Origin of the sequence: Staphylococcus lutrae (assembly GCF_002101335.1) — a bacterium.
GTDB lineage: Bacteria > Bacillota > Bacilli > Staphylococcales > Staphylococcaceae > Staphylococcus > Staphylococcus lutrae.
Genome location: NZ_CP020773.1, coordinates 298,946 through 325,719 on the forward strand (window position 1 = coordinate 298,946; position 26,774 = coordinate 325,719).

Here is a 26,774-nt window from a genome sequence, read left to right on the forward strand (position 1 = left end):
CGGCACACGTTGTCATTTACGTGTCGGTTGCGTATGATTTTTAAGTTTTAATCCTAAATCAGATGATTTTCCATTGCGTAAATCGCCGCTTGAGTCCGATCTGTCACACCTAATTTAGTAAAGATATGACTGACATGGGTTTTAATTGTTTTCTCGGATACATAAAGCGTATCAGCGATTTCTTTGTTTGTCTTTCCTTTCGCCATTTCCTTTAATACTTCCGTTTCTCGCTTGGATAACTTATTTAACATATGTGGTTTCGTAATGACTGTCTCCATCACATGTTGTGCATCTTTATGAATCACTTTTTCACCGCGTAAAACTTGTTCTATTGAGCGCATTAACGCTTCAGGATCGACATCTTTCATCTCATAGCCATCCGCACCAGATTGCATGGCTGACATCACATGCTCTTCATCTACATAGCTGGTTAAGACTAATACTTTAATTTTTTTGTGCTGTGCTTTTATCTTTTCAATTAATGTAATTCCATTCATTTCTGGCATGACAAGATCGACCAAAATCAATTCAGGCTCAATGGTCGCAATGGCTAAGTCATCTAATAGTGCCTGGCCATTTCCATAACTTCCTACAACTTCAATGTTGGGTTGTGTTGACAACAAAAATTCTAACCCTTGTCTCACAATAAAATGGTCATCTACGAGTGCGATTTGAGTCACGTCTGTCCCCCCTAGGCTGTTGTAATGGGATGCAAATATGAATTTGGGTCCCTTGTTCACTATTCATATCCATTGTCCCTTTTAACACTTTAATCCGCTGTCGCATATTCGATAATCCATGGCGATCATCCTGATGAATCGTTGTCACATCAAAGCCGATCCCCTCATCAATTAAGTTCACAATTAAATGACTCTCCGTTTGATTGAGTGTGACCATCATTCGATGCGTTTGAGCATGCTTTTTAGTGTTGTTCATTGCTTCTTGTATCACTCGATAAAGATGTGTTTCAATCGTGTTCTCTAAATCAATCAATCCATGTATCGTGATATCAATTTCAATATCAATCAGTTTTGCATAATTTTTGAGTGCATGAACAAGTCCTTTTTCTAGGCCGACTGGTTTTAATTGCCAAATTAACGCACGCATTTCGTTTACCGCATTTTGACTGGTCTCCTCAATTTGAGCAAAGGCTCGTTTTGATGTCTCCTCTTGTGTGATTTGCCCTGCCGCATGTGCAGTCAGTTTTAAGGAAAATAACATCTGGTTCACCGAATCATGCAAATCACGTGCTAACCGATTCCGCTCATTGATTCGTGCGGCTTCTTTTTCTTGTTGATTCAGGTCAATGCGTTTTATGGCGGAACCAATTTGAAATGCTACGGATTCTAACAATTCAAGATCTTCATCACTATAATGTGTCGTAAATGGCGTCGCAACGTTGAGTAAGCCAAATTGTTCATTTCCCGAACGTAAAGGAACCGTTGCATGATGCGTAATATCATCAGTCTCTGTAACGAATTCTCGACTTGCTAAGTTAATGCGAGAACAGTTAATAATATTCGAGGCTTTAGTCAGTTTGTGCCGGTGATAAGATTGAACACACCAACAGCGTCCATTATTCATATAATGACAATTTCGATTGGTCAATGCACTTGGTAAGGCGTGATGGGATTCAAGCGTATGCTGTCCTTCTTCATCAATAAAAAAGATCCAACCTGTGGTAAAATCGCTCCCTTTTATTAAAAAATTTAGCGCGCCATCAAGCATGGACTGTAATTCCGTTTCTTCATTCAAGAATTCAGCAATTTCTTTAAGTAATGCTAATCGCGTTGGTTTTTCCATACGCTCACTCCACCCTTAAATTTTCTCAACTCATCAATATGAGTTCAATCATTTTAACTTTATTATACACGTAACTCGTCCAAATAAAACCATCAATACATGTTGATTCTATGTTATGATTAAAGCACTTAAGGAGGATTTTATGAAATTTAAAGTTGCCGATACATTTAATAACCAATCCATTAGAGAGATTTGTAAAACCTTACATTTACCCAAAAAAGAGCTGCACATGTTGAATATGTCTAAAGCCATTACGGTGAACGGTGCGCCTGCAAATTTACACACGACGGTCTTCACGGGAGATGAAGTCTCACTTCCTGACGAAGATGTAAAAAGTCAATATATACCGAGCTTCCGTTATGCGCAGATTGCTTATGAAGATGATTATTTCGCTATTGTTTACAAACCAAAAGGGGTTAAAACGCATCCAAATGATTTAAAGGAAAGCAATACATTGATGAATCACGTCATCTATACTTTAAATTGTCCTTACGTGGAACCCATTCATCGCCTTGATCAAGAAACTGTTGGCTTGCTGATTGTAGCGAAGCACCCTATCGTTAAAAAGATTCTTGATCGTATGTTAGAAAATAATGATATTCATCGTATTTATAAAGCACAAGTGAGAAGCTTATTGCCAATTAAGCCTCAAACGATAGACTTACCGATTGGCAAAGACAAATTCCACCCAAATAAACGCCGTGTTTCACCAACGGGACAACGCGCGGTCACGCATATCCTTTCTTCTCAAATGGTAAAGGAAGGTGTATGTGAAGTCTTATTAAAATTGGATACAGGACGAACACATCAAATTCGTGTGCACTTGGCCGAAATCGGTTATCCTGTCATTGGTGACCCATTATATAGTGATTCAAAATTGCGACAGTTACAACTTGAAAGTTATCAAATCGACCTGATTCATCCGTTCACCCAACAACCGATTTCTGTCACAATTGATGATCTCGATTCATAAAGATTATCTTGCCATAGATTGGTTGTTAATCAGGTCGAATCCTGCCGAATCCATGGTCTACATTGGTCGTACCTCATAAAAAACCGAGGCGCCTCGGTTTTTTTGGGGTCGCCACGGTTTTACTCAGATTTGCTTTGATTTCAGCGCATCATACCTTCATATTGTTCTTACTGATATGCCCTCTATTATTGACTGTCGTATTAATATAAGAATCATGAAATGCTTGTGGATCAAGACATAATCGTGACAATTTAATGTCGCTTTATTTTCGCTTTAAATGCCCTTTTACGCGAGCGACCCAATTCTTTTTAGTGTTCATAGTCATCCCGTCTTCAATCAAACTTTGTTTGGAGAAATCTTTACCATATGTCTCCGCTTCACGCATTAAATATTCTTGTGCATTGAGTGGCGCTAAATCATTTTTAATATAGTGATAAACCCCTGTCGCATCTTGGTAACGTCCTTTTTGATTATCAGAAAGTTGTAGGTGCATAAAGTCAACTAAACGCTTAGCGATGTGTTCGTCTAAAATAGGAAACAAAATTTCCACGCGTTTAATCATATTTCGAGTCATCATATCTGCAGATGATAAATAAATTTTTGCTTCGCCATTATTGTAAAAATAGTAAATGCGCGAATGTTCTAACAAACGTCCGACTATACTCACCACTTCAATGTGATCGCTTATTCCAGGAATACCTGGTTTCAAGCAACATATACCGCGAATAATCAATTTGATTTCCACACCTGCTTGAGACGCTTCGTATAACTTTTTAATTAATGCTTTATCTGTCAATGAATTCATTTTCATCATCATTTTTCCATTACCGTATTGTCGATGGCTCTCTATTTCCTCATCAATACGTTCAATAAATAAATCGCGTATTTCATAAGGTGCAACAATGAGTTTTTGATAATCCGGTTTCATGGAATAACCACTTAAATAATTAAAAAAGTTCATTGCATCTTCACCAATTTGTCTATCCGTCGTTATAATCCCCATATCCGTATAAAGTTTAGCTGTTTTATCATTATAATTTCCTGTTCCTAAATGGACAAAGGGTGTGAGTTTACCTTTCACGCGCTTGATGACGAGCGTGATTTTACTGTGCGTTTTAAGATGTGTCATTCCATACATCACATGACAGCCCGCTTCTTCTAACATTTTTGCCCATTGCACATTGTTTTCTTCATCAAAACGCGCTTTTAGTTCAACAAGAACCGTCACCTGTTTACCATTTTCTGCCGCGTTTTTTAACGCTTCAATAATAGGAGAATCGCTACTCACGCGATATAAGGTTTGTTTAATTGCCAGTGTGTCTGGGTCTTCAGCTGCTTCTTTTATAAAATCAACAATTGGGTCAAATGATTCATATGGGTGGTGGAAGAAGATGTCTCTCTTTAATGCTAACTCATAAATGTTTTCATTACCTAAAGATTGTGGAATTTGAGGCGTATAACGTTCATATGTCAGTTGTTTTAACTTATGAGACAAATGATTCACTAATTCGAATAGCATCGTTAAATCTAATGGCCCTTCGATATCATAGACATCTTGTGGTTCTAACTCTAACGTTTCAATCAGCCAATCCAAATTGATATTGTGATGATTTTGAAGATCAATTTCCAATCTCACCGCGACACCACTTTTACGCTCCTTTAGAAAACGTTCTATTTCGATTAATAAATCTTCTGCACCGTCTTCATGGATTGTTAAATCAGCATTCCTAGTAATTCTAAATGTATAAGTATGAAGTACTTCATACCCTTTAAACAGATAGCCCATGAAAAAAGAAATGATGTCTTCTATTAAAATGATATATTGTCGATTGCCTTCATTAATAGTTGTAAAACGTTTAAGTAACGTTGGAATTTGAACGATTGCGGAATTGATCTCATCCCCCGTGTCGATATCCACAAATATGTTCAAAGTTTTATTATTCAGTTTTGGAAATGGTCGATAGGCATCAATCCCTAATGGCGTTAAAGTAGGTAAAATCTCACTCAGAAAAATATTTTCCAGCTGTTGTAACAAGGGGTCGTTTAACGCTTCAGGTTTACACAAGTACACTTCGTAAGTTCTCAACATTTCGACCAATTCATTAAAACGACGATATTGAAACGCAACATTTTCTCTATTTTTCTTTTCAATCGCTTTCAATTGTTGTTCAGGGGTCAATTGTGTTTTATTCTCTGGTTTATCAAATCCCATCTTCATTTGATCTTTTAAACCAGCGACACGTACCATAAAAAATTCATCTAAATTAGAACTGCCAATAGCTAAAAATTTAAGTTGTTCGAGCAGTGGGTTTTGTTCGTCACAGGCTTCTTGCAAAACTCTATAATTGAAATCCAACCAACTGACTTCACGATTATTATAGTGTTCTGGTTGGTTGAGGTCCATACTTGCTTTATCAATAGACACTTTGATCGTCACCCCATTAATATTCTACAAAACTTAACACATGTCATAGCGTAACATAAAAAGAAAGGGTTAAAATTTAAGATTTTGTAAATACGATATTTATTTTGGTTTTAAGGATTTTTTCAATATGTTTCTTTTGACGATTGGATTGATAAGATTCAGCAATCGGTTCGCCTTCAAAGTTAACGAGTAAGTCATACGTCGTTTGATTGGGTCGTAATGTCACTTTACTGACACTGTTTGTATTCGAAACATTTAATGCATTAACAAACTTAATAATGCCACCGAGCGATTGAATATCCGAAAGTTCAGCTTCAGTAAACCAATTTGTTTCATCACTATAAAGCTTTAGTAATGTTTTATTTTTAAAACTCGCGAGCAAAGCAAGTCGCACGCGGTCTTTATGTGTCAAACCATTGATGCTAGAATTGGCAATAATATAATACGTATGTTGAGAACTGGAATCCGTATCTATAAACTTGCCTAAATAATAGAGGTACGCTGCTTCAAGAAAGATTTCTTTAAGATGCGGATCAATGTTCAGCTTTTTTTCTTTTTTTAGTTGCTTTAACAAAGATTCTGCTAATTTCACACGTTGTTTAGCACCTGTTCCATCAATTTTGTATTCATTCGCAAGATGACGCAACGCATCTTTTAAAACATGGGCTTTATTAAATTCTGACGGATATTTTTTGGCAATTTGGTTCATAATGAATCCTTCACGAATCCCTTTTCTTGAAAATACAAACGCTTTCGCCTCAATCATTTCAAACAAAACATTAAAAACTGTCACTGCCGGTAAGATGATATCTGCACGGTCACGACTCAAACCATCCAGCGTTGTTAATGCGTCTCGTGTGGACTTTTTAAGTAGCTGCAAAACTTCTTTCAAGTCATTTTCGGTCATCGTATACCCATCGATACCTGCGATGGGATATTGATGTGCAGATTGATGGATTCGTGCACAGTTTCGTGCAGAACCCCCAATCCCAACAAGATTAATTTGTTGCTGTTGAATCCATGGTACTTTGCTAAATTCATTTTTAAGAAACTTTTCCATTTTTTTCAATGCTTCTTTATCATTATGTTCTTTATTCTCAAAAAACATGCGCGATAATGTCACAACACCAAATGGAAAACTGATAGCTTCTTCAATTTTTTTATTTTTAAAACGTGTCAGTTCTGTCGATCCGCCCCCAATATCCACTGTGACGGCATTTTCAATACGCGTTGTGTGAGTGACCGCATATGCCCCGTAGAACGCCTCGTCTTCTTCAGGAATAATCATAATGTCAAGATCGAGCTCTTTTTTGATTTCTCGAAGTATTTGTTCCTGATTAGTGGACTGACGTATCGCTGCCGTCGCAATGGGATATAAGTGATGAACCTCAAATGCTGCGGCCACTTTTTTAAAACTGCTTAATGCGGTCTTCAGAACATGTATCCCCTCTTGTGTCATCATCCGGTCATGATTTAAATACTGGCTTAATCTTGCCGGGGTTTTAATATTTTGTATTTCATTTAAACCGGTACGTGAATGATATTCAAAAATAACTAAGCGAATGGTATTTGAACCAATGTCTATTAAACCGTTACGTTCCATCTTTGAAAAATATCCCCCATTTTATTTCGGATGTACCATATTTTCTGGCTTAATCCATGCGTCAAACTGTGCTTCTGTTACAAAACCTGATTGAATTGCTGCTTCCTTAAGTGTCAATCCTTCTTTATGTGCTTTTTTGGCGATGGCTGCCGCTTTTTCATAACCAATATGTGGATTCAATGCGGTAACAAGCATGAGCGAACGATTGAGATATTGATCGATATGCGTTGGAATAGGTTCGATGCCAACAGCACAGTTTTTATTAAACGTTTCCATTCCATCTGCGAGTAAATAAATAGATTGTAACGTATTATGCAAAATAACCGGTTTGAAAACATTTAATTCGAAATTACCTTGTGAGCTTGAAATGCCTACAACCGTATCGTTACCCATGACCTGAACAGCAACCATTGTTAACATTTCACACTGTGTCGGATTCACTTTACCAGGCATAATCGAAGACCCTGGTTCATTTTCTGGAATTGAAATTTCAGCGAGTCCAGCACGTGGTCCTGAAGCAAGCCATCGAATATCATTAGCAATTTTCATTAAATCTGCAGCCAATGCTTTTAATGAGCCGTGTAATTGTACAACTTCATCATGTGCCGTTAATGCATGAAACTTATTTTCAGAGGATACAAATGGATATCCTGTATTCTCAGCAATATAACCTGCAACTTTTGTGCCGAATTCTGGATGCGCATTGATTCCTGTCCCTACTGCAGTTCCACCGATTGCAAGATTTAAAATGTGTCGTTTCGATTCTGTAAGTAATTTGTGACACACATCTAGCATATAGCGCCAACCACTGATTTCTTGTCCTAATGTGATAGGTGTCGCATCTTGAAGGTGTGTACGGCCTATTTTAATAATGTCTTTAAATTCGTTCTCCTTTTTATAAAACGTATCACGTAAGCCTTTCAATGCTGGTTCTAATCGTTTTTCAACCTCATTATATAGTGCGACATGCATTGCTGTTGGAAATGTATCATTTGAACTTTGTGATTTATTCACATCATCGTTTGGATGAACGGTTTCATCGTGACCTTTTGATTGTAAATATTCATTTGCTACAAAACTAACAACTTCATTTACATTCATATTGCTTTGTGTACCACTGCCTGTTTGCCATATGACAAGTGGAAAATGTTCATTTAATTCTCCTGATAAAATCCGGTCACATGCATAGACAATCGCATCTTTCTTAGCAGTACTTAATTGACCTAACTCATGGTTGGCTAATGCTGCTGCACGTTTAAGCTGAGCAAAACCATAGACAACTTCAATCGGCATTTTTTCTTTGCCCACTGGGAAATTTTGCTTGCTTCGTTGTGTTTGTGCTCCCCAGTATTTATCTGCGGGTACTTCTATTTCACCAAATGTATCATGTTCAATTCTTACTGACATCTCTTTCGCGCCCCTTTTAGAATAGTTTTATCACTTAAATTATAGCATTAATCGAAATCAGCATTCAACGTGCAGTCGTTTACACAAGGCGTTTTTAATGCAACATTGTTAATCCAATTTGACCATTGCCCTCATTCATTCAGTGATGAAGAGAGCCATTCATACAGCCTTGGACGTTGACGGTTATTCTCGTGTCTATTCATGGACACACCATTAGAGATAGCATAAGCGCTATCCATTTCCAACAAATGCATAAAAATAATAAAACGGTCTACAATGCTTCGAAGTTGAGCACTATAGACCTAGACTTTATTTGATATTAGGTTGTTCTTCTGATGCAGATACAATAAATTTTTGCTTCACAGCCTGCATCACCGCGATTGCTGTTAATACATACAAAATGAACCCTAAGCTCATCGTAAATGGACTGAATTGAATCAGAACCCCCCATATGCCGTCTAACTGACGATAAAAATCAGCTAAATAATTCGTTAAAGCGACTGTTATGGCCATACAACAGATCATACTGATAATGACACCTTTTTGATTTGTTTTCACAAATGTATGTACATGTGCTTCTGCATTCTCCCCTAATCCACGAGATAAATTGAGTTGCAATTGGACGACTTTAAACAACACTGGTAAATACAAACTCCCTAAAGCAAGCGGGAACGTTTTTATGGCGATTAAATTGACTATCGTTGAGATGATCATCAACATTATCCATTTATCATATAATTTCATGCGTGTCACCTTTCATTATTTTCTAAACACGCCTTCATTTTATCACATTTAACATATCGAAAACGAACGAAATTTTACTTATTCATCGCGTCCTGATTCCTATATTAAATGCCGACTCACAATTATTTTAAAGTCGCCCCTTTAATCTTGCATTATAATGATTGCACCAATGGTACGTTACATCAGCGACTTTATTGATTTTTAAAGTGTAGCGTGTTTCTCTAAAGAAGACGTCCTAAAAATAATAAGTAGGTATGACAAGAAAATTTAGGTATACTGGGCTTATATACATTACATAGGCAGAATTATTTGTATATCCTTATTTTCGGTATATATAACAAACTGAAAATCATACTAAAAATAAAGGAGTTACTTATGAAGATTAAAGAAATTATTTCAAGAATTCCAGAATTAACAATTAACACTAACGTAATTATAGGGCAATTGTGTCATCTTTTGTTTTAAGTATATTTATCACACCTTTTTTGGGTGTACCACTAGGGATTATTCTCGGATTTTATATGGACAAACAATTTAAGTGATGGTCTGCAACTAAAATTAAAAGACAAAAAAACAGAAGATAGTAAGTTCTGCTGCAAAGTTGAAAAGTAAGTGTCTAAGCGCTCATTTAAAATTATTATTTGCTTAACTTGCTAGCAAGATGCTCATTTCATGGCGAAAATCCGTAGGTCTGAAGAGACTTACGGATTTTAAAAAGAAGACGCAACCTTCCCGCTTGTGACGAGATTGTTGCGTCATACTGATACGATTCTTTTGTTACGATTGAGATGTTTGACTAGAATGAGCCGTTTTATCCTGTGACTGATTCGATGCTCTGTCGTCATTTTGTTCGGAAATTTGTTCCATCTCTTTGCCAAGTTCAACGACATCCTCAAACCCGTCAACCATAGTATTGTCAGATTGTTTTAGTTCATCTTGCATCTGTAAACTCACCTCTTTTTATGCGTACAATGACGTAAAGTAATGACGCACATCTTCTGGTAATCCTTGTGCTGCCGCTTCATCCAAGACGATGGTTACCATTCGATGCGTTTTTAATGCAGATGGAATATAACTTGTATTCCCATTTTCTTCGTACAAACGTTTCACTAACTCTGCTTTTGCTGCACCTGTCAGCACAACAATGATTTCGCGAGCCGGTAAAAGACTATCATTCACTGGAAGTCCAAATTCACCTTCTCCATTAATTGTCGCGACTTGTAACGTTAGTTTACCTTTATTATCTTTAGTTTTTGCATGATGCGCAATAAACACATCAATTTTATCATCATTTTCAGTGACATTATGAATTTGTTTTTCAGGGACACCTAATGCGCGATAATACGACACTTGTTGATCGTAATCCAAAATATGAATCTGGCTAAAATCAACACCATGGCGATCCACATCTTTTTTAAGCGCATCTAACACCGGTGCATCTTCTTCATTTAAGTGAATTCCAACAATAGATGTCGGATTACTGCTCAATTGTTTTCTCAAAATATCCGCTGTGAAAACGGCTGCTGTTTCTGGATTTTTAAACACTTTAAAATTCATTGCCATTATCGTACACTCCTCTATTGTCCTACTCGTCAATTATAATAATATTGATATACCCGTTTTGAACATACATTGAAACATGTACGTCCGTGTCTTTTATAATCGTTCACATTTAATGATGCTAGTTCTATTATCCTTCAAACATACATCTTATGCAACGGTTGAAGTACATTATTGTAAATGTGGATAACCTTGTTGTCTTAATGCTTCATAGACAAGTATTGCTGCTGTATTCGATAGATTTAATGCACGAACATTTTCATTCATTGGGATACGTAAAGCAGTATTATCGTATTTTTCTTTCACCCAAGCAGGCAGCCCCGTCGTTTCCTTTCCAAAAATAAAATAATAATCTTTATTTAAATCAGAAAAGTCTTGGGAAGTATGATTTTTGGATCCAAACTTTGTTAACAGAAAATATTCTCCCTCAGTTTGTTCAAAAAACGCTTCGATATTGTCATAATATGTAATTGAAACATATTTCCAATAATCTAAACCTGCACGTCGTAACATTTTATCATCCGTACTAAAGCCAAGCGGTCGAATCAAATGTAAATGCGTATCTGTCGCAGCACACGTACGTGCAATATTCCCAGTATTTGCCGGTATTTCTGGCTGATATAAAACAACATGAATTGCCATTATTCTTCTCTCCTTGTTTCTAAACCTTTAATCATTTCTATTTGTACTTCTTCAAGTTCGTTCTCATAATGTGACATAATATAATCTTTTGCAGCATCACCTAGAATTTGTCCAATCGCCCAAAACGCAGTGGCTCTAATCATCGGTCTCGCGTCCGTTTCAGCAACCTCTTTCAACGTAGGGATTGCAGATTCTTCTTTGAAATGCGCTAAAGCAATGATTGCATTTCTTTGAATAGGCTTTTTACCTCTCCACGCACCCGCAAGATGACCAAACGTATTTTTAAATGTTTTATTATTCATTGTCAATAAAGGGACAAGTCGTGGTTTTAAAATGTCAGGTTCTAGATGAATATCCTCTTGTTCAGTGTTAATGCCGCGATTTTTAGGACAGACTTGTTGACACGTATCACAACCGTATAATCGATTCCCAATTTTATAACGATATTCATCAGCTAAATAACCTTTTGTTTGCGTCAAAAAACTAATGCATTTTTGGCTGTTCAGTTGCCCATCCCCTACAAGCGCACTCGTTGGACAACGATCTACACAAATCGTGCAATCACCACAACTGTCGAGTAACGGGTCGTCAGGTGGAAATGGAATGCTGACTAACATTTCACCCAAATAGGTCCACGTCCCTAAATCAGGGTTAATGACAAATCCATTTCTTCCTACAAATCCTAAACCTGCGCGTTCAGCTACGGCTCTATCGGACAATACACCAGTGTCTACCATGGATAGGCACTCCACATCAGGAACCTTACTTTGAATAAAACGCGCAAGATCATTTAACCGTCGTCTCATCATGACATGATAATCCTGTCCCCATGATGCACGTGCAAAAATGCCACGTCGATCTCCTCGAACACTTTTTGGCGCGCCTTTCATCTTATTAGGATAACCAACTGCAATGGCAATAATTGAACGTGCTGTCGGTAGCGACAACTTTGGTTCAGTACGTAAAGCGATGTCATCATGTTCAAATCCTGAAGCATATCCCTTCGCATGATAATCGACTAATTTTTGTTTAAGTTCATCAAATGGATCTGCCGTTGTAAAGCCGATACTATTGATGCCGATGGTCTGTGCATAATCTATGATCTCTTGTTTTAATTCCAATACATCCATCTTGTCACCTCATTAAAATCGCCATTTTATTTTAACATATTTACCTACATTGCGGAGCGCTAAACAATAGAAGACTTTTTTATTTTATTTTAACTAAAATGCATACAAAAAATGACGTTTCAACCTTGGTTCAATCAGATTGAAACGTCATTGATTCATTTAAACCTTTAACGAATTAGACATTGTTAAGCACACGTTTTAAAAAGTTTTGTGTACGTTGATGTTGTGGATTTTCAAAAATTTCATGTGGTGTCCCATCTTCAACGACTACCCCATCTGCCATGAAAATGACACGATCACTCACATTTTTTGCGAAATCCATTTCATGTGTTACGACAACCATTGTCATACCTTCTTTTGCTAAAGATTTCATTACTGTTAAAACTTCTCCTACAACTTCAGGATCCAGAGCTGATGTAGGTTCATCAAATAATAATACATCTGGATTCATTGCTAATGCACGAGCAATCGCAACCCTTTGTTTTTGTCCCCCTGATAATTGGTTCGGGTAAGCCTCTGCTTTTTCCTTTAACCCTACCTTATCTAATAAATCTAGCGCACGCGTTTTTAGTTGTTGTGCATCCCCTTTTTTCAATAATTGGGGTGCCAGCATAATATTATCAATCACTTTTTTGTGCGGGAATAAATTAAAGTTTTGAAAAACCATTCCCATTTTTTGACGCAACTCATCCACTTTTGTCCCCTTACTTGTTAAGTCACGTCCTTCGAAAATCACCTGTCCAGAAGTTGGCACTTCTAACAAATTCATGCACCGTAATAAAGTACTTTTACCACTACCAGACGGACCAATAATGGCTACAACTTCACCTTTAGCGATTTTCATATCAATACCTGTTAAAACTTTAGTTGATCCGAACGATTTGTTTAATTTTTTAATTTTAATCACTGACTCTCATTCTCCCTTCAATAAAGCTCATTAGACGTGAAAGTGTGAAAGTTAAAATAAAGTAAAGCACTGCTGCAATTAGTAAAGGTGTAAATGGATCAAACGAAACACCTTGAACAACTTGAGCATTAAACATAATTTCACTCACACCTATAACTGAAACAATAGACGATTCTTTGATTACAGTTACAAATTCATTCCCTAAAGCCGGTAAAATATTTTTAATCGCTTGTGGCATAATGACTGATTTCATTGTTTGGCCATAACCCAAACCTAAACTACGTGCGGCTTCCATTTGACCTTTATCCACCGCATTAATCCCTGCACGTATGATCTCTGCAATATACGCTGAACTGTTAATCACTAAAGCAATCGCACCACAAATGAAAGCTGAAATATCCAGTCCTAAAACTGCCGTTGTCCCAAAAAATACTAAGAATACTTGTACAAGTAATGGCGTTCCTCTTAAAAACTCAATATACGCTGATGCTAACCATTTAAGAGGTAGTATCTTACTAATTTTCATTAATGCAATCATTGCCCCTAAAACTGCGCCTAAAACAACGCCAATAATTGAAATGAGAATTGTACTTTTCAATCCAGTAATAAAGAACGTTCCATATTTAGTGAAGAAGTTGCCATCATCGTTCATTGCATCATAAGCAATCTTTTCATAGTCTTTAATTAGATTTTTATCATTGACTTCAGCAATTGTTTTATTAATACGTGATAACAATTCCGGTGAATCTTTTGGAACCGCAATGGCAGTAGGTTTATCCGAATCAGCAAATGTCGCATCTGAAAACGTTAAATCTTCGTTTTGAGCTAAGTACGCTTTACCCACAGCACTGTCCATCACGATAGCGTCGACCTTGTTACTTTTAAGTGCCAAAATCACTTCAGGTAAACGTGTTAATGATTGAATGTCCGCACCTTCAATTTCCTTTTTTGCTAATTCTTCTTGTGTCGTTTGTTTTTGTACACCGATACGATGGTTCGCTAAATCTTTAAGCGTTTTGTATTTATCTTTATCTTTTTTACGAACAACAGCTGTTTGACCCACAGTCATATAGTTATCCGAAAAGTCTACCTCTTTTTTACGCTCATCTGTTGGTGTCATTCCTGAGATAATAATGTCAATTTTCCCAGTTTTTAACGCCCCTAATAAACTGTCAAAAGACATATTGACTATTTTTAATTTGACACCGTTATCTTTCGCAATTTTTTTAGCGATTTCGATATCAATTCCTGCATACTCACGTTCCCCATTCACAGTATGTTCAAATTCCATTGGTGCATAATCAGCAGATAATCCGACCTTTAATTCACCCCGTTCTTTAATAACCTCCCATTGATCCTTACTTGCTGCTTCTGCTTTTTTTGTCATCGGTAAACCTGTAAATAATAACAATACAATAAAAAGCATAGATAAACCTTTCCTCAAATGCTTCATTACAGTACCCCCTTTCAATATTATTGATTATTATACATATATATGCAAATTTATGCAATACATTATTCAGAAATTCTTCTAGTTTTATTTTTAGGATGTATCATGCCTTTTATAAATATTTAAAAAAACACCAAACAATGTCTCATTTGGTGTTTAGCCATACAGCTAGAAAATCGTTTATTTTGAAGATAGTCATCAATCCGCTTTATTCTTTAGGAATCTCGAAACGGAAAATATCATTGCTATAACGTGGCAATAATTTTTTGCTGAACTGATGGACCACCCATCCAATGACAAACGGAATGATAAAGTAACCTAATATCAATAATAAAATATTGATCGTTGGGTTACCTTCCATACGATTAAAAGCATTAATAGGTCCTACAAATCCAGAGTAACCAAAACCAGCAGACATCGGTGTCCCCTGTATTCCTATTGTATATGCAATGAGTCCAGAGACAATACCATTAATTGTTAAAGGAATCATAATGATAGGGTTTTTTAAATAAACAGGAATCATCATTTTAGCGGCACCGACGAGCAATACGATGTTCACGCCAAGTCCGTTGACTTTCCATGATCCCATTAAAAATGTGACACACGCTGCAACAACCCCCATATTTGCTGCACCGCTTCCAAGTCCACTTAAAGAAATAGCAGTGGCGATCGCAACAACCGAAATCGGTGTGACCATAAGTAATGCATATGTAATAGCAATTAAAATACTCATCACTAATGGATTAAGTTCTGTAAATGTATGAATGAGTTTTCCAAGTGATTGCGTGACTTGGCTTACGTATGGTAATGTAAACAGTCCCAGCATACCTGAGATGACTGGAATGACTGCAGGCAAAATGATGATTTCTAGCGATCCTAATTTTCCAGATAATAAAATGAATAATATGCTCGCAATCATGACGACGATAATCACGTTAATAATATCCCCTATACCATGCAACATAAATGCGCCATTTTTAAATTGAATCACACCAGAACCAATCATAGCTGATGTGCCAACAAACGCGACCCCTGGACCAGGGAATTTAAATGCATGTGCCGCAAGTGCCCCGATGATAAATGCCATAAATGATTGAATCACAAGTACCAACTGATACATGCTTTCTAAAAAAGGTCGTCCTTCTTTAAAGAATTTTAGTAATTCACCAAGTAATGCATTGGGCAATAATGCGATAACGACACCTGCCCCAACTGCGTTTAAAATAACGCTAAAAAATTGTTTTTTATTGATTTGGTTTGTTACCATCTCAGTTACCCTCCGCTCATTAGAATAGCTTAATCATAATATAAGTTATTAAACGGAACAACACTATCTCGTCATTTTTTTAGATTTATTTTATCCCTTTAAAGTGTCAAATATGAATGAAAATTAAAAAGAACTTGAGTCATTACACGTCTATCATACGTCTAACACACTCAAGTTCTTTTCTACGCAATCATTGCGTGAGATTCTATTGTACTTCGTGAGAATTTAATAATTATTTAACGCCATTCACGTTAATATCGATACTTTTAATTTGATGAATATCAATTTTATTAGCTGTCAATGGGGCATCAGATTTTAAACTAATAGTTTGTTTCTGACCATTTTTCCATGTTACTGTATATTGCGCTGTTTTTGCTGAATCAATTTGTGCATCAGTGACACGATACCCATGTTTTAATACACTCTTAACCTCGTTATTTAATTGGTGGAAGTTACTCGCACTATAGTTTGATAAATGAAGGTATGATTGTACGAATACAGTGTTACCGTTTAAAGTCACCGCATAAGGCACTGCATTAACAGCTGATTTCGCTTTACCTTTTTTTACGTTAACATCGATGCTTTTAATATCTTGAACATTAATAACGTTTGTTGGTAAAATTGCGCCTTGTTTTAAGCTGATTGTTTGTTTATGACCGTTTTTCCATGTCACAGTATATTCTGCAGTTTTTGATTTTTCAACTTGTGAAGCACTTAACTTGTATTCATTTTCTAATGCCGCTTTAATGTTTTGATTTAATTGATAAAAATTATTGGCATTACTATTTGATAATTTAAGGTAAGATTGTACAAAAGATGTCGCACCATCGATTGTCGTTGTGTATGGTACTGATTTTACAACTTGTTTCTCTTGTTTGCTCATTACATCGATATCAATACGTTTAATATCAAAAATATTAATGAGTTGTGTTGGTAAAGCAGCACCTTGTTTTAAACTAATTGTTTGTTTGTGACCGTTTTTCCATGTCACAGTGTAAGCCGCAGCTTTAGATTTTTCAATTTGTGATGCACCCAATTTATATTCTTTCTCTAATACACCTTTAATATTTTGGTTTAATTGATAAAAGTTATTCGCATTTTTTTCAGTTAACTTAAGATAAGATTGAACATAAGCTGTCGCACCATCAATCGTAGCTGTGTAAGGAACTGAATTCTCTTTGTAGTTCGTCTTTTTATTTTCTACTTTAATATCTATATTTTTAATGTCATTCACATTAATTTTTTGAGTTGGTGTTACAGAACCCTGTTTTAAATTGATTGTTTGTTTCTTACCGTTTTTCCATGTCACTGTATATTGTGTTGTTTTTGATTTTTTTATTTGTAATGAAGTCACATTGTACTCATGTTTTAAAGTTGTTTTAACTTTTTCATTTAACTGATAAAAGTTACTTGTGCTCGTTGTTGATAATTTAAGGTAAGATTGAACATATGATGTTGAACCGTCAATTGTTGTTGTATAAGACACTGTTTTAGACTGTACTTTATGTTGGTATTGTGATGCTGCATCTGCATTATTCCCCGCAGTTAATGATGCTGTTGATGTTAATATACCTAATGCTAAACCTGTGACCATAACTTTCTTCATATTCATACTTAATTACTCCTTTTCAAATTATTCTTGCTTGTTACACTTACAACTATACACTAAATATACGCATATACAATTAAAGACCTATTAAATCATTTAAAATAAACCTTAAATGCTATTACTAATAATTAAAATTTTTATTCAATTTTATAAATGACTTTTTTGCTCCAACTTTTAACGCGCCATCAAATGAACGTACTACGATCCGACAAGTAATCGTACATCTAAACGAAAAGTGCTTTGTTAATACGTACAAGACAGCCATTATACGTTTCCTTTTTCTGCATTTAAAAAGAAAAATCAGAGAAGTGAAATGAACCCCTCTCCGATTTATTAATAGAAGCAAAAATATTAAGTTATATCAACGTATAAGTTAGTATTAAAATTATCAACAAACAAAGTACCGTTAATCTAGCAAAAATGTATGTTGGTTTAAAATTTCTTTTTTGAGGCCCTTAGGTTATCACTTCTTTAAGTAGCAAAACAATCGTAATAATCGCGAATAACACGAGTAGGATGCTCAATATTGAAGTTACCATTTCCATAATAAAACTCCTTTCTAGAATATAAAGACACACTACTTCACTTTCATTACTTTAAATGAGAGCACATAAAAAATGATAAACAAAATTAGTGTCATCATCAGACCCACTAACGTATGCGTGACTGGAGAACTATAATAATATGAAGGATCAATAACGTATAATCCTAGGCGATAACCTATAATTCTCTAAAATGATGAGGCATTTTAATATTGATCAAATCATTTAAGCCTAGAACACTCCAGTTCATCCAGTCATTAAATCTAGATTTTGAACGTTTAAAAGCAAGTCACATTTTATAGCACTTATTTTTTATCTTTTAGTAATTCTGTTTGTAATGTTTTTCTATACTTATCATTTTAATAATATTATATACTAAATCTATGTAAAATTTAACGAAAAGTTGGAAGCGTTACCATAAATAAACAAAACAATTAAACATACTAATGATTTAAACAATTATTTCAGGATAGACATCCCGCTTTGCAAGATCTCAATTTTCATTCCCCTTAATGCTATTTCAATTCATGCCGCTACATCATTTACAATATAAAATTGGGGCGTATAGTTGTTTCCTCAAGACGGGTCCACCAAATAAAAGGTATCCCTTTTCAGTCCATCTAGCAACATCATTTCGAGTCATTTTTTATCTTCATATAATACCCGTAAAATGACAAACATATTAAAATACTTATCAATATAAATATGATTCCTATGGTAGAATTTATTTCTAAAACATTGATTGCTAGACAGATAAATATGGTTGTTAACATAAGCGAAGTAATAAAGTACTTCACAACTTTATTTTTTAAATGTTCTGGAATTTTTTCAGGTTCAATTGAAGCGATAATATACAGGTTTTTAGATTTAATTAAATATATTGAACAAATTGAAGAAATTGTAAAAAGTACTATTGTTATAATCACATTCATTTTAATTCTCACCTCATTGTTATCGGAAATTAAATCTATTAACTCTTTAGTAGAAATCAACTACGAAACGACCAACAGTTGCTTTTGGACATGTATGAGCGTTTAGCATACTAAAAAGGCTTTATTTCTTTTTACTATGCTTAATTTTCAACATTAAAAGATGATAATCACACACTCCATGCGATTGAAAAACTGATGTTAGACTCATTAACGGACACAGCGAATTGATAATAAATAGTTTATAATAATTGATGTTAGACTCATTAACGGACACAGCGAATTGATAATAAATAGTTTATAATAATATTATTAATTTACGGGAGTGTCTGTCATGACTAAGAGAAGATATGAGCATTACTTTAAGATGGAAGCAATAAAACTGGTTGAATCAGGTAGAAAAGTGACTGAGGTCTCAAGAGACCTTGATATACCGATACAAACACTTACAAAATGGCTGAGTAAGTATCGTGAAGGTGGCGAAGCATCTTTTGTTGGTAGCGGTAAATTAACACCAGTAAAACAAACGGAAGTCGAACTACAAAAGCGACTTAAGGAACTTGAAGAAGAGAATCGAATATTAAAAAAGGCTATGCACATCTTTGCCAAAGACCAGAAATAATTTATGAATTTATATATCAACACCGACACGAATTTCGTGTGACTAAGATGTGCAAAGTATTAGGTGTTTCAAAAAGTGGATATTATGATTGGAAAAAACGTCCAACTTCATCACAACAAAAGAGACGTGATAGATTAAAAAAGGAAATCTATAAAGTTTATATTGGAAATCAAAAAAGGTACGGCAGTCCAAAAATCACAAAAGAACTGATGAAAGAAGGAATAAAGGTTTCACAGCGTACAGTAACAATATTGGAATGTCAACAGTTTCCTAGACACTTTTCATGTGTAGATCTTTAAACGCCACTGGTGTTAAATACTGTAATGAAGAATGTGGTCTAAAATTGTTGTACCAATTTACATAATCAAATAATTCTGTCTCTAACTGTTCTAGGTTTTCAAATTTCATCTGTTTTACAAATTCGGTTTTTAGTGCTTTCATCGTTGCTTCTGCAACTGCGTTATCATAAGGACAACCTTTAGTACTTAATGAACGTTCGATTTCAAAAGTCTTTAATACTTCATCTATCAATTTGTTATCAAATTCTTTACCTCTATCTGTATGAAATAGTGCGATTTGTTTTAGGTTATGATTAATTTTACTAATTGCTTTCACCACTAAATTTGCATCCTTATTTTTACCTGCACTGTAACCAACAATTTCTCTATTGAAGAGATCAATAAATAAACATATATAATGCCATCTATCTGCTACTTTTACATAGGTTAAATCACTTACCAATGCATCCATTGGTTGTTCTCTATTAAAAGTGCGATTTAAATGATTTTTAATTAGTTTTTCATTTGTTTCTTTTGGATGATTTTTATATTTAGCTTTCGTATAAACAGAAACTAGATTATATTTTTTCATGATACGACCAATCTTTCGTCTGGATACAGTGAGACCTTTGTCGTTTAATTTATTCTTAATTCGTCTTGTACCAAAGCTTTTTCTATTCGAATTAAACGTATCTATAATAATTTTTTCTAATTCTAAATCATCATCTTTTTGGCTTTGAGTATTTCTTTTTATTGATTCATAGTAAGTGCTTCTTGGTATTTTCAGGACTTTACACATTGCTGATACTGAATATTGATGCGCATTCTTTTGAATGATTTCTATTTTCGTCCCATGATCAGCGCTGCTTGCTTTAAAATATCATTCTCCATTTTTAAATGTTGAACTTCTTTGCGTAATTTAATCAGCTCTTTTTCATCATCTGATAAGTTATCTTGATGATGAAATGAACCGGTGTTTTGATGTTGTTTTATCCATTTTCCTAATGCCGAAGGTGTTAAATCATACTCGCGTACAATTTCATTCCTAGGTTTACCATTTTCATATAATCTAACCATTTGTAACTTAAACTCTGAACTAAATGTTCTTCTTTCTCTTGTCATAATATAATCGCCTACTTTCTTAATTTAACAATATCTATTCTCATAGAATTTGTCCAATTAAGTGTAGACGATTCATATTGATGAAAGAAATGGGTATCAGATCAATCACAAAGAAGAAATATAAAGCAACAACAGATTCTAAACACAACCTACCTATATATCCGAATTTACTAAACCAACAATTTAAAGTTGAAAAGCCAGGTGTAGTATGGGTATCGGATATTACTTATATTTATACACGGGAAGGATGGCTGTATCTCGCAACAGTGATGGATTTATTCTCGAGAAGAATAATAGGTTGGTCAATGTCGAACAGAATGACGAAAGATTTAGTGATTTCAGCACTAGAAAGAGCATTTACTGCACAGCAGCCAACAGCAGGATTAATACACCATTCTGATAGAGGAAGTCAATATGCCTCAATAGAATATCAAAATATATTAAGAGAAAACGAAATAATAACGAGTATGAGTCGGAAGGGAAAATGTTATGACAATGCGTGTATAGAGTCATTTCACAGTATAATAAAGAAAGAACTCATTCATCATTGTAATTTTCAAACGCGTAATGAGGTAATGTTTAGAATTATAGAATATATTGTGACATTCTATAATTCCAAAAGAATTCATTCAACACTAAATTATCTAAGTCCACTTGAATTTGAAAAAATGTTTTCATAAAATGACCTGTTTAAAAATGAACTTATATGATTTTAATAAGTTTATTTTTGAACAGGAAACCGAGCAGAGCGAGGTAAAATTATAAATTCACTGTGTCCGATTTCTTGACACAAGTCCATTTAGACCATATTGATTTGCTGATCGAAGAACAAAAAAGTGGAGAACATAAAGTAACCCCTATTATTTATAGTAAAATACCAGATTAGTCAAGCGTCATAGTTAAAGTAGCAGGAAAAATTATATTGTAGGAGGATTGTTTATGAAAGCTAAACAAAGGGATAAAGATTTATTTTTGAATAAATTTCCTAATTGCAGAATCATCATAGAAACAACTGGAACAACAAATTACCAAGGAACAGAATACAATGGTTCAATTATAGCTTCTTTTGAAGAGATAGCTTTCGTGTGTGAAAAAAAGAATTTTATATATGTAATTCCATGGTCGGATATAAACTCTGTTTCTTCCAAAAAAACATTTATGACTAATAACATTTATTTAACTTATGATGATTCATCTAAGAATTTAACATTTAAATTCACTAATGTTGAGTCTGTGACTGCTATAGAAGTTTTATCTCGAGCAGTTAATGAACATAAAATGATGTTAAAAGCACATGATGATTTATTATACTCCAAGGAAAAAGAAATCGTCTTTTTAGAAAAAGATCTAAACAGAATTAAATCCGAACTAGACTATACTAACAATGAATTAAAAAAAGGAAATGTTAGTGAAATCAAACCAAATGAAATTCAAAAAACACCTCTTCAAAAAGAAAAAACAACTCCAAAAACTGAATTAAAAATCGATGATGTACATACAAAAGAGGACGAATTAATTGAAGAAGCAAACACAAACAAAAATGAGCATGTCCAACATGTAGAAATAAAATCGGATTCAACTCAAGAAACTGAACTAAATGTTTATGATATTTTGATCCTTCACTTAAACAATAAGAGAATAGTGGGAAAAGAGTTAACAAATCATTATTTATTAATAGAAAAGCAAATTGATACAATGTTTCACATTGAAAATTTGCTAAAAAATGGTGTATTATCCATTAAGTCTGATTTTAACCACTCTTTAAGTTATTTAAAAGTTCCCGAATTAAAATCTATATTGAAAGATAACGGGCTTAAAGTCAGTGGCAATAAACCTGAACTAATGAAACGGATTAAAGAAGATATTAAAGAAGAGGACGTAAACTTACCCAAAATTTACATTGCTACACATGCGGGTGAAAAGATAATTGAAAATACAAATTACGTTCTTCACTTTTTTTATCAACCTTATATAATAAACTTGTCGGTTGCACATAAATTAGTCAAAAACCAGTATAACATTGACGATAAAATTGAATTTATTTATTTAAAATTGATCGAAAATAAAAAACAAGATTCACATAGTTTAAAAAGTGTTGTTCAGAGATTAACTCACTATTACAAAACAATTAAGAAAGACAAATCAGTGATTCGTAAATTTACAAATTATGCAATATATTTAGAATTTATTCAAGGACTTGAACATTTCGAATTCAACATAAAATATAGGTCGATAAAAGGAAGCCTATTAGAAATTTTTTACATCGATACTGAAAGTCTTGAATATTACGAAGATTTGATTTTGGTAGAAGATATTAACTTAAATGTGTTAAAAAAACTATTTTTCGCTGATGTGTCCTCGTTTGTATATGCAGACAAGAATATCTGTGATGATTTTTGTGACATCTTATTTTGTCATGTTAATAGAAATACCAATATTTCTATTAATCAATTACCAGCAATTAGAAATTACATTTCATCTGAATAACTTGCGTACCTCACCGTACACTTATTATTTTTTACTTTTTTGAGGAGGGATAGAATGCGATTATATAAACGTGACGGTAAATGGGGATATAATATACACTATAATGCTAAAAGATACCGTAAGGCAGGTTACAGAACTAAAAAAGAAGCTGAATCTAAAAGTATCAAATTTAAAAATCACTGAATGTTTAGGTATTCAAACCTTCAAGAACGTTCAATCATTGTTTTATAAAGGGGTTTTAACTTATCAACCTAAAGGTTGTGAGTGTTGTGGTATCAAGAATGAGCAACACACAGTTATTAAAAATGGCTTTCGCAGTACAAGAGTGTATATGGGGCTTATTCTTGAAAGGCCTAGTTATCTTGTGTTAAAAAAGCAACGCTTCTATTGTAAAGCTTGTGGTCAAACTTTTACGGCTAAAACACCATATATAGAACCGCGTTGTACAATTTCTAATGACGTAAAACTAATGGTGACGAGAAAGCTCGCCACTGTCATATCTGAAAAAGATATAGCGAATAGTGTTTTAGTTTCACCTTCAACTGTTCATCGGTATTTGAAAGACCTAGGGGAAGCAGTAAAAACACAACCTAGTGATATATTGCCCCAACATTTATCCTTTGATGAATTTAAGTCAACTAATGATGTCGACAGCTCTATGAGCTTTATATACTGTGATAGTATCACGCATGATATTATTGATATCTTGCCAGATCGACGTAAGTTCAAGTTGGAAGAATACTTTTTAAGATTCTCAAGAAAGCAGCGTGAAGGAGTTAAAAGTGTTTCTATTGATATGTATCCACCATACATGTCGCTAATTCAATCATTATTTCCCAATGCAGATATTATCTTAGACCGTTTTCATATTGTTCAAGCGGTTAACCGTGAAATCAATCACAGTCGCGTTAAAACAATGAATAGTTTTAAGACTAAAGAAAAACCCAAGTACAATAAATTAAAACGGTATTGGAAGCTTTTATTAAAATCTCCAATTGAATTAGACAGAGTCCATTATCACTCGTTCAGACTTTTTAATACATGGCATAGTCAGTATAGTTTAGTACAATTCTTGTTAACTTTTGATGAAGAATTCCAATTAACGTATGAAGCAGGACATCATATTCTAGAAACCCTAAGATCAAATAACATTGAACAATTAGAGGAAGCATTACAACGTTCGAAGAGTTTAAATATTTCAAATGGACTCAAACGTGTTATTAACACACTCATAAAATATATACCTTATATTTCAAATACGATTCAAAATCCTCATTTGACCAATGGTCCAATTGAAGGTATTAACAATAAAATAAAGCTTATTAAGCGTGTCTCTTATGGTTATAGAAATTTTTATAACTTTAGAAATAGGATTTTAATTATTTCAAGGTTATACGTAAGTGAATATAAAAAACGTACTAAGCAACAAAAAATTGCCACTTAGTACGATATTTCTTCACCAACCGACGTTGACAAAGAGCCAAAATAAAAGAAACCCGTTATTTAAGGGTTTCTAGTACGTTATGATGTGTAAATAATAACCATTTATACCGGTGGTCGGGGTCGAACCGACACGTCTGTGAAGACACGGGATTTTGAGTCCCGCGCGTCTGCCAATTCCGCCACACCGGCTTGATATAAAAAAATCCAGCCTTTTATTGGAAAATGGAGCGGAAGATAGGACTTGCACCTATACCTCTTTCCGGGAAGGAAAGTGTTCTAGAATTGAACTACTCCCGCAGGATAAACATGTTCTATTAAAAATGGAGCGGAAGATAGGACTTGCACCTATACCCCTTTCCAGGAAGGAAAGTGTTCTAAAAATTGAACTACTCCCGCATAATCATATCAATGGAGGCGGCAACCGGATTTGAACCGGTGAATAGAGGTTTTGCAGACCTCGGCCTTACCACTTGGCTATGCCGCCAAAAGGAACTGGGCTAGCTGGATTCGAACCAGCGAGTGACGGAGTCAAAGTCCGTTGCCTTACCGCTTGGCTATAGCCCATTAATTTTAAACAAGGGCGGTTGATGGGAATCGAACCCACGAATGTCGGAACCACAATCCGATGCGTTAACCACTTCGCCACAACCGCCATGGCAGGGGCAGTAGGAATCGAACCCACATCAAAGGTTTTGGAGACCTCTATTCTACCGTTAAACTATGCCCCTATTGATATGGTGGAGGGGGGCAGATTCGAACTGCCGAACCCGAAGGAGCGGATTTACAGTCCGCCGCGTTTAGCCACTTCGCTACCCCTCCAAAACATGGTGCCGGCCAGAGGACTTGAACCCCCAACCTACTGATTACAAGTCAGTTGCTCTACCAATTGAGCTAGGCCGGCACAAAAAGTGGTTCAGGACGGAATCGAACCGCCGACACAAGGATTTTCAGTCCTTTGCTCTACCGACTGAGCTACTGAACCATTTTAAAAATGGCGGTCCCGACGGGAATCGAACCCGCGATCTCCTGCGTGACAGGCAGGCGTGTTAAACCGCTCCACTACGGGACCACTTATAAAAATTGCGGGAGGTGGATTTGAACCACCGACCTTCGGGTTATGAGCCCGACGAGCTACCGAACTGCTCCATCCCGCGGTAATAGAAAATAATGGCGGAGGAAGAGGGATTCGAACCCCCGCGAGCCGTTAAGCCCCTGTCGGTTTTCAAGACCGATCCCTTCAGCCAGACTTGGGTATTCCTCCTAATTATATGGACCTTGCAGGACTCGAACCTGCGACCGAACGGTTATGAGCCGTTAGCTCTAACCAACTGAGCTAAAGGTCCTAATAATATTTTCAACTAAAATAGTGGCGGCGGAGGGGATCGAACCCCCGACCTCACGGGTATGAACCGTACGCTCTAGCCAGCTGAGCTACGCCGCCTTATAAAGTTTTAGTTATTAAATTAAATGGTGGAGACTAGCGGGATCGAACCGCTGACCTCCTGCGTGCAAAGCAGGCGCTCTCCCAGCTGAGCTAAGCCCCCATGTTAATCATTTTAAAGTAATCGGGAAGACAGGATTTGAACCTGCGACCCCTTGGTCCCAAACCAAGTGCTCTACCAAGCTGAGCTACTTCCCGTAAGGTAGTGTAGCGCGCCCGATAGGAGTCGAACCCATAACCTTTTGATCCGTAGTCAAACGCTCTATCCAATTGAGCTACGGGCGCATATCATATAATGGTGCCGAGGACCGGAATCGAACCGGTACGGTGATCTCTCACCGCAGGATTTTAAGTCCTGTGCGTCTGCCAGTTCCGCCACCCCGGCAAATA

Annotated in this window: 21 protein-coding genes, 19 tRNA genes and 1 pseudogene; 7 read left to right on the forward strand and 34 right to left on the reverse strand. The window is 35.4% G+C overall.

The genetic code is table 11. The features are described from left to right. Positions 1-53 precede the first annotated feature (53 nt). Together B5P37_RS01475 and B5P37_RS01480 are read right to left on the reverse strand one after the other, a co-directional pair. Positions 54-680, reverse strand: coding sequence for a response regulator (locus tag B5P37_RS01475; RefSeq protein ID WP_085236421.1), 627 nt, complete (start codon positions 678-680; stop codon positions 54-56). Next, positions 655-1,803 (reverse strand): GAF domain-containing sensor histidine kinase, encoded by a 1,149-nt coding sequence (locus tag B5P37_RS01480; protein WP_085236423.1) that lies wholly within the window; start codon positions 1,801-1,803, stop codon positions 655-657. The genes B5P37_RS01475 and B5P37_RS01480 overlap by 26 nt, the downstream gene beginning before the upstream one ends. Positions 1,804-1,945: 142 nt before the next feature. On the opposite strand from B5P37_RS01480, the gene B5P37_RS01485 reads away from it, so the two are divergent. Next, positions 1,946-2,776 (forward strand): RluA family pseudouridine synthase, encoded by an 831-nt coding sequence (locus B5P37_RS01485; protein WP_085236425.1) that lies wholly within the window; start codon positions 1,946-1,948, stop codon positions 2,774-2,776. Positions 2,777-3,038: 262 nt separating this feature from the next. Here the strand turns inward: B5P37_RS01485 and B5P37_RS01490 are convergent, their stop codons facing one another. From B5P37_RS01490 to B5P37_RS01505, 4 genes are all read right to left on the reverse strand, one after another. After that, complete coding sequence (locus B5P37_RS01490) at positions 3,039-5,180, reverse strand: RNA degradosome polyphosphate kinase (protein ID WP_085238393.1); 2,142 nt, start codon at positions 5,178-5,180, stop codon at positions 3,039-3,041. A 97-nt stretch (positions 5,181-5,277) separates the two neighbouring features. Further along, positions 5,278-6,804 (reverse strand): exopolyphosphatase, encoded by a 1,527-nt coding sequence (gene ppx, locus B5P37_RS01495; RefSeq protein WP_085236427.1) that lies wholly within the window; start codon positions 6,802-6,804, stop codon positions 5,278-5,280. Positions 6,805-6,825: 21 nt separating this feature from the next. Then, positions 6,826-8,211: a class II fumarate hydratase gene (gene fumC / locus B5P37_RS01500; RefSeq protein ID WP_085236429.1), complete on the reverse strand. Its 1,386-nt coding sequence runs from the start codon at positions 8,209-8,211 to the stop codon at positions 6,826-6,828. 309 nt (positions 8,212-8,520) lie between these two features. After that, on the reverse strand, positions 8,521-8,955 hold the full coding sequence (locus tag B5P37_RS01505) for a hypothetical protein (protein ID WP_085236430.1): 435 nt from the start codon (positions 8,953-8,955) through the stop codon (positions 8,521-8,523). A 446-nt stretch (positions 8,956-9,401) separates the two neighbouring features. Between B5P37_RS01505 and B5P37_RS12310 the strand changes: the two genes are divergently transcribed. Beyond that, entirely contained in the window at positions 9,402-9,497 is a 96-nt protein-coding gene (locus tag B5P37_RS12310) for a hypothetical protein (protein ID WP_169710755.1), read from the forward strand. Between the two features lie 235 nt (positions 9,498-9,732). On the opposite strand, the gene B5P37_RS11870 is transcribed toward B5P37_RS12310, so the two are convergent. The 8 genes from B5P37_RS11870 to B5P37_RS01540 all read right to left on the reverse strand — a co-directional run bounded on the left by B5P37_RS11870 (position 9,733) and on the right by B5P37_RS01540 (position 17,523). Next, positions 9,733-9,897: an SAS053 family DNA gyrase inhibitor gene (locus B5P37_RS11870; protein ID WP_169710756.1), complete on the reverse strand. Its 165-nt coding sequence runs from the start codon at positions 9,895-9,897 to the stop codon at positions 9,733-9,735. 18 nt (positions 9,898-9,915) lie between these two features. Then, complete coding sequence (locus B5P37_RS01510; RefSeq protein ID WP_085236431.1) at positions 9,916-10,518, reverse strand: 6-phosphogluconolactonase; 603 nt, start codon at positions 10,516-10,518, stop codon at positions 9,916-9,918. A 168-nt stretch (positions 10,519-10,686) separates the two neighbouring features. Then, positions 10,687-11,157, reverse strand: coding sequence for a tRNA (uridine(34)/cytosine(34)/5-carboxymethylaminomethyluridine(34)-2'-O)-methyltransferase TrmL (gene trmL, locus B5P37_RS01515; protein WP_085236432.1), 471 nt, complete (start codon positions 11,155-11,157; stop codon positions 10,687-10,689). After that, entirely contained in the window at positions 11,157-12,287 is a 1,131-nt protein-coding gene (gene queG / locus B5P37_RS01520; protein WP_085236433.1) for a tRNA epoxyqueuosine(34) reductase QueG, read from the reverse strand. The genes trmL and queG overlap by 1 nt, the downstream gene beginning before the upstream one ends. Before the next feature lie 175 nt (positions 12,288-12,462). After that, positions 12,463-13,194 (reverse strand): amino acid ABC transporter ATP-binding protein, encoded by a 732-nt coding sequence (locus B5P37_RS01525; RefSeq protein ID WP_085236434.1) that lies wholly within the window; start codon positions 13,192-13,194, stop codon positions 12,463-12,465. Next, positions 13,187-14,647 (reverse strand): ABC transporter substrate-binding protein/permease, encoded by a 1,461-nt coding sequence (locus B5P37_RS01530; protein WP_085236435.1) that lies wholly within the window; start codon positions 14,645-14,647, stop codon positions 13,187-13,189. Before B5P37_RS01530 ends, B5P37_RS01525 begins: the two co-directional genes overlap by 8 nt. 205 nt (positions 14,648-14,852) lie before the next feature. Beyond that, positions 14,853-15,911 carry a PTS sugar transporter subunit IIC gene (locus B5P37_RS01535; protein WP_085236436.1) on the reverse strand — a complete coding sequence of 353 codons (1,059 nt, stop codon included), beginning with the start codon at positions 15,909-15,911 and terminating at the stop codon, positions 14,853-14,855. A gap of 232 nt (positions 15,912-16,143) precedes the next feature. After that, entirely contained in the window at positions 16,144-17,523 is a 1,380-nt protein-coding gene (locus B5P37_RS01540; RefSeq protein ID WP_085236437.1) for an MAP domain-containing protein, read from the reverse strand. A gap of 1,802 nt (positions 17,524-19,325) precedes the next feature. On the opposite strand from B5P37_RS01540, the gene B5P37_RS01550 reads away from it, so the two are divergent. Both B5P37_RS01550 and B5P37_RS11775 read left to right on the forward strand, forming a co-directional pair. Further along, entirely contained in the window at positions 19,326-19,613 is a 288-nt protein-coding gene (locus tag B5P37_RS01550; RefSeq protein ID WP_085236441.1) for a transposase, read from the forward strand. Between the two features lie 47 nt (positions 19,614-19,660). Further along, positions 19,661-19,912, forward strand: coding sequence for an IS3 family transposase (locus B5P37_RS11775; RefSeq protein ID WP_142382186.1), 252 nt, complete (start codon positions 19,661-19,663; stop codon positions 19,910-19,912). Here the strand turns inward: B5P37_RS11775 and B5P37_RS01555 are convergent. Beyond that, positions 19,884-21,013, reverse strand: a protein-coding gene (locus B5P37_RS01555; protein ID WP_103322067.1) for an IS3 family transposase whose coding sequence is annotated in 2 segments (ribosomal slippage) — positions 19,884-20,767 and positions 20,767-21,013 — 1,131 coding nt in all. Because the reading frame shifts where the segments join, the coding sequence is not laid out codon by codon here. The two genes, B5P37_RS11775 and B5P37_RS01555, sit on opposite strands and share 29 nt — an antisense overlap. A 77-nt stretch (positions 21,014-21,090) precedes the next feature. Between B5P37_RS01555 and B5P37_RS01560 the strand changes: the two are divergent. From B5P37_RS01560 to B5P37_RS01570, 3 genes and pseudogenes are all read left to right on the forward strand, one after another. Beyond that, positions 21,091-21,693: pseudogene (locus tag B5P37_RS01560) on the forward strand (IS3 family transposase); the annotation flags it as partial. 259 nt (positions 21,694-21,952) lie between these two features. Then, complete coding sequence (locus B5P37_RS01565; RefSeq protein ID WP_085236447.1) at positions 21,953-23,500, forward strand: SAP domain-containing protein; 1,548 nt, start codon at positions 21,953-21,955, stop codon at positions 23,498-23,500. 103 nt (positions 23,501-23,603) lie between these two features. Continuing rightward, positions 23,604-24,944 carry an ISL3 family transposase gene (locus B5P37_RS01570; RefSeq protein ID WP_085238394.1) on the forward strand — a complete coding sequence of 447 codons (1,341 nt, stop codon included), beginning with the start codon at positions 23,604-23,606 and terminating at the stop codon, positions 24,942-24,944. A 104-nt stretch (positions 24,945-25,048) separates the two neighbouring features. On the opposite strand, the gene B5P37_RS01575 is transcribed toward B5P37_RS01570, so the two are convergent. The 19 genes from B5P37_RS01575 to B5P37_RS01665 form a co-directional block, all read right to left on the reverse strand. Then, positions 25,049-25,132 (reverse strand) — tRNA-Leu (locus B5P37_RS01575). Positions 25,133-25,166: 34 nt separating this feature from the next. After that, positions 25,167-25,240 (reverse strand) — tRNA-Gly (locus B5P37_RS01580). 24 nt (positions 25,241-25,264) lie between these two features. Next, positions 25,265-25,339, reverse strand: a tRNA-Gly gene (locus B5P37_RS01585). 13 nt (positions 25,340-25,352) lie between these two features. Next, positions 25,353-25,427 (reverse strand) — tRNA-Cys (locus tag B5P37_RS01590). An 8-nt stretch (positions 25,428-25,435) separates the two neighbouring features. After that, positions 25,436-25,507 (reverse strand) — tRNA-Gln (locus B5P37_RS01595). 15 nt (positions 25,508-25,522) lie between these two features. Next, a tRNA-His gene (locus B5P37_RS01600) sits at positions 25,523-25,595 on the reverse strand. Positions 25,596-25,597: 2 nt separating this feature from the next. Then, positions 25,598-25,671, reverse strand: a tRNA-Trp gene (locus B5P37_RS01605). A 7-nt stretch (positions 25,672-25,678) separates the two neighbouring features. Then, positions 25,679-25,762: transfer RNA gene (locus B5P37_RS01610), tRNA-Tyr, on the reverse strand. 6 nt (positions 25,763-25,768) lie between these two features. Continuing rightward, positions 25,769-25,844: transfer RNA gene (locus B5P37_RS01615), tRNA-Thr, on the reverse strand. An 8-nt stretch (positions 25,845-25,852) separates the two neighbouring features. Then, positions 25,853-25,925 (reverse strand) — tRNA-Phe (locus tag B5P37_RS01620). 10 nt (positions 25,926-25,935) lie between these two features. Next, a tRNA-Asp gene (locus B5P37_RS01625) sits at positions 25,936-26,012 on the reverse strand. 11 nt (positions 26,013-26,023) lie between these two features. Continuing rightward, positions 26,024-26,097, reverse strand: a tRNA-Met gene (locus B5P37_RS01630). A 14-nt stretch (positions 26,098-26,111) separates the two neighbouring features. Further along, positions 26,112-26,204 (reverse strand) — tRNA-Ser (locus tag B5P37_RS01635). Between the two features lie 8 nt (positions 26,205-26,212). Further along, a tRNA-Ile gene (locus B5P37_RS01640) sits at positions 26,213-26,286 on the reverse strand. A gap of 24 nt (positions 26,287-26,310) precedes the next feature. Continuing rightward, positions 26,311-26,384, reverse strand: a tRNA-Met gene (locus B5P37_RS01645). Positions 26,385-26,411: 27 nt separating this feature from the next. Then, positions 26,412-26,487, reverse strand: a tRNA-Ala gene (locus B5P37_RS01650). Positions 26,488-26,508: 21 nt separating this feature from the next. Beyond that, positions 26,509-26,582: transfer RNA gene (locus tag B5P37_RS01655), tRNA-Pro, on the reverse strand. A 13-nt stretch (positions 26,583-26,595) separates the two neighbouring features. Beyond that, positions 26,596-26,669 (reverse strand) — tRNA-Arg (locus B5P37_RS01660). An 11-nt stretch (positions 26,670-26,680) separates the two neighbouring features. Continuing rightward, positions 26,681-26,769: transfer RNA gene (locus B5P37_RS01665), tRNA-Leu, on the reverse strand. Positions 26,770-26,774 lie beyond the last annotated feature (5 nt).

Bases quoted from the DNA above. Each gene is read 5' to 3' on its own strand.
- B5P37_RS01480 (WP_085236423.1), bottom strand. From the start codon at position 1,803: ATGGAAAAACCAACGCGATTAGCATTACTTAAAGAAATTGCTGAATTC.
- B5P37_RS01485 (WP_085236425.1), top strand. From the start codon at position 1,946: ATGAAATTTAAAGTTGCCGATACATTTAATAACCAATCCATTAGAGAG.
- B5P37_RS01490 (WP_085238393.1), bottom strand. From the start codon at position 5,180: ATGGACCTCAACCAACCAGAACACTATAATAATCGTGAAGTCAGTTGG.
- ppx (WP_085236427.1), bottom strand. From the start codon at position 6,804: ATGGAACGTAACGGTTTAATAGACATTGGTTCAAATACCATTCGCTTA.
- fumC (WP_085236429.1), bottom strand. From the start codon at position 8,211: ATGTCAGTAAGAATTGAACATGATACATTTGGTGAAATAGAAGTACCC.
- B5P37_RS01505 (WP_085236430.1), bottom strand. From the start codon at position 8,955: ATGAAATTATATGATAAATGGATAATGTTGATGATCATCTCAACGATA.
- B5P37_RS11870 (WP_169710756.1), bottom strand. From the start codon at position 9,897: ATGCAAGATGAACTAAAACAATCTGACAATACTATGGTTGACGGGTTT.
- B5P37_RS01510 (WP_085236431.1), bottom strand. From the start codon at position 10,518: ATGGCAATGAATTTTAAAGTGTTTAAAAATCCAGAAACAGCAGCCGTT.
- trmL (WP_085236432.1), bottom strand. From the start codon at position 11,157: ATGGCAATTCATGTTGTTTTATATCAGCCAGAAATACCGGCAAATACT.
- queG (WP_085236433.1), bottom strand. From the start codon at position 12,287: ATGGATGTATTGGAATTAAAACAAGAGATCATAGATTATGCACAGACC.
- B5P37_RS01530 (WP_085236435.1), bottom strand. From the start codon at position 14,647: ATGAAGCATTTGAGGAAAGGTTTATCTATGCTTTTTATTGTATTGTTA.
- B5P37_RS01535 (WP_085236436.1), bottom strand. From the start codon at position 15,911: ATGGTAACAAACCAAATCAATAAAAAACAATTTTTTAGCGTTATTTTA.
- B5P37_RS01540 (WP_085236437.1), bottom strand. From the start codon at position 17,523: ATGAATATGAAGAAAGTTATGGTCACAGGTTTAGCATTAGGTATATTA.
- B5P37_RS01550 (WP_085236441.1), top strand. From the start codon at position 19,326: ATGACTAAGAGAAGATATGAGCATTACTTTAAGATGGAAGCAATAAAA.
- B5P37_RS11775 (WP_142382186.1), top strand. From the start codon at position 19,661: ATGTGCAAAGTATTAGGTGTTTCAAAAAGTGGATATTATGATTGGAAA.
- B5P37_RS01565 (WP_085236447.1), top strand. From the start codon at position 21,953: ATGAAAGCTAAACAAAGGGATAAAGATTTATTTTTGAATAAATTTCCT.
- B5P37_RS01570 (WP_085238394.1), top strand. From the start codon at position 23,604: ATGCTAAAAGATACCGTAAGGCAGGTTACAGAACTAAAAAAGAAGCTG.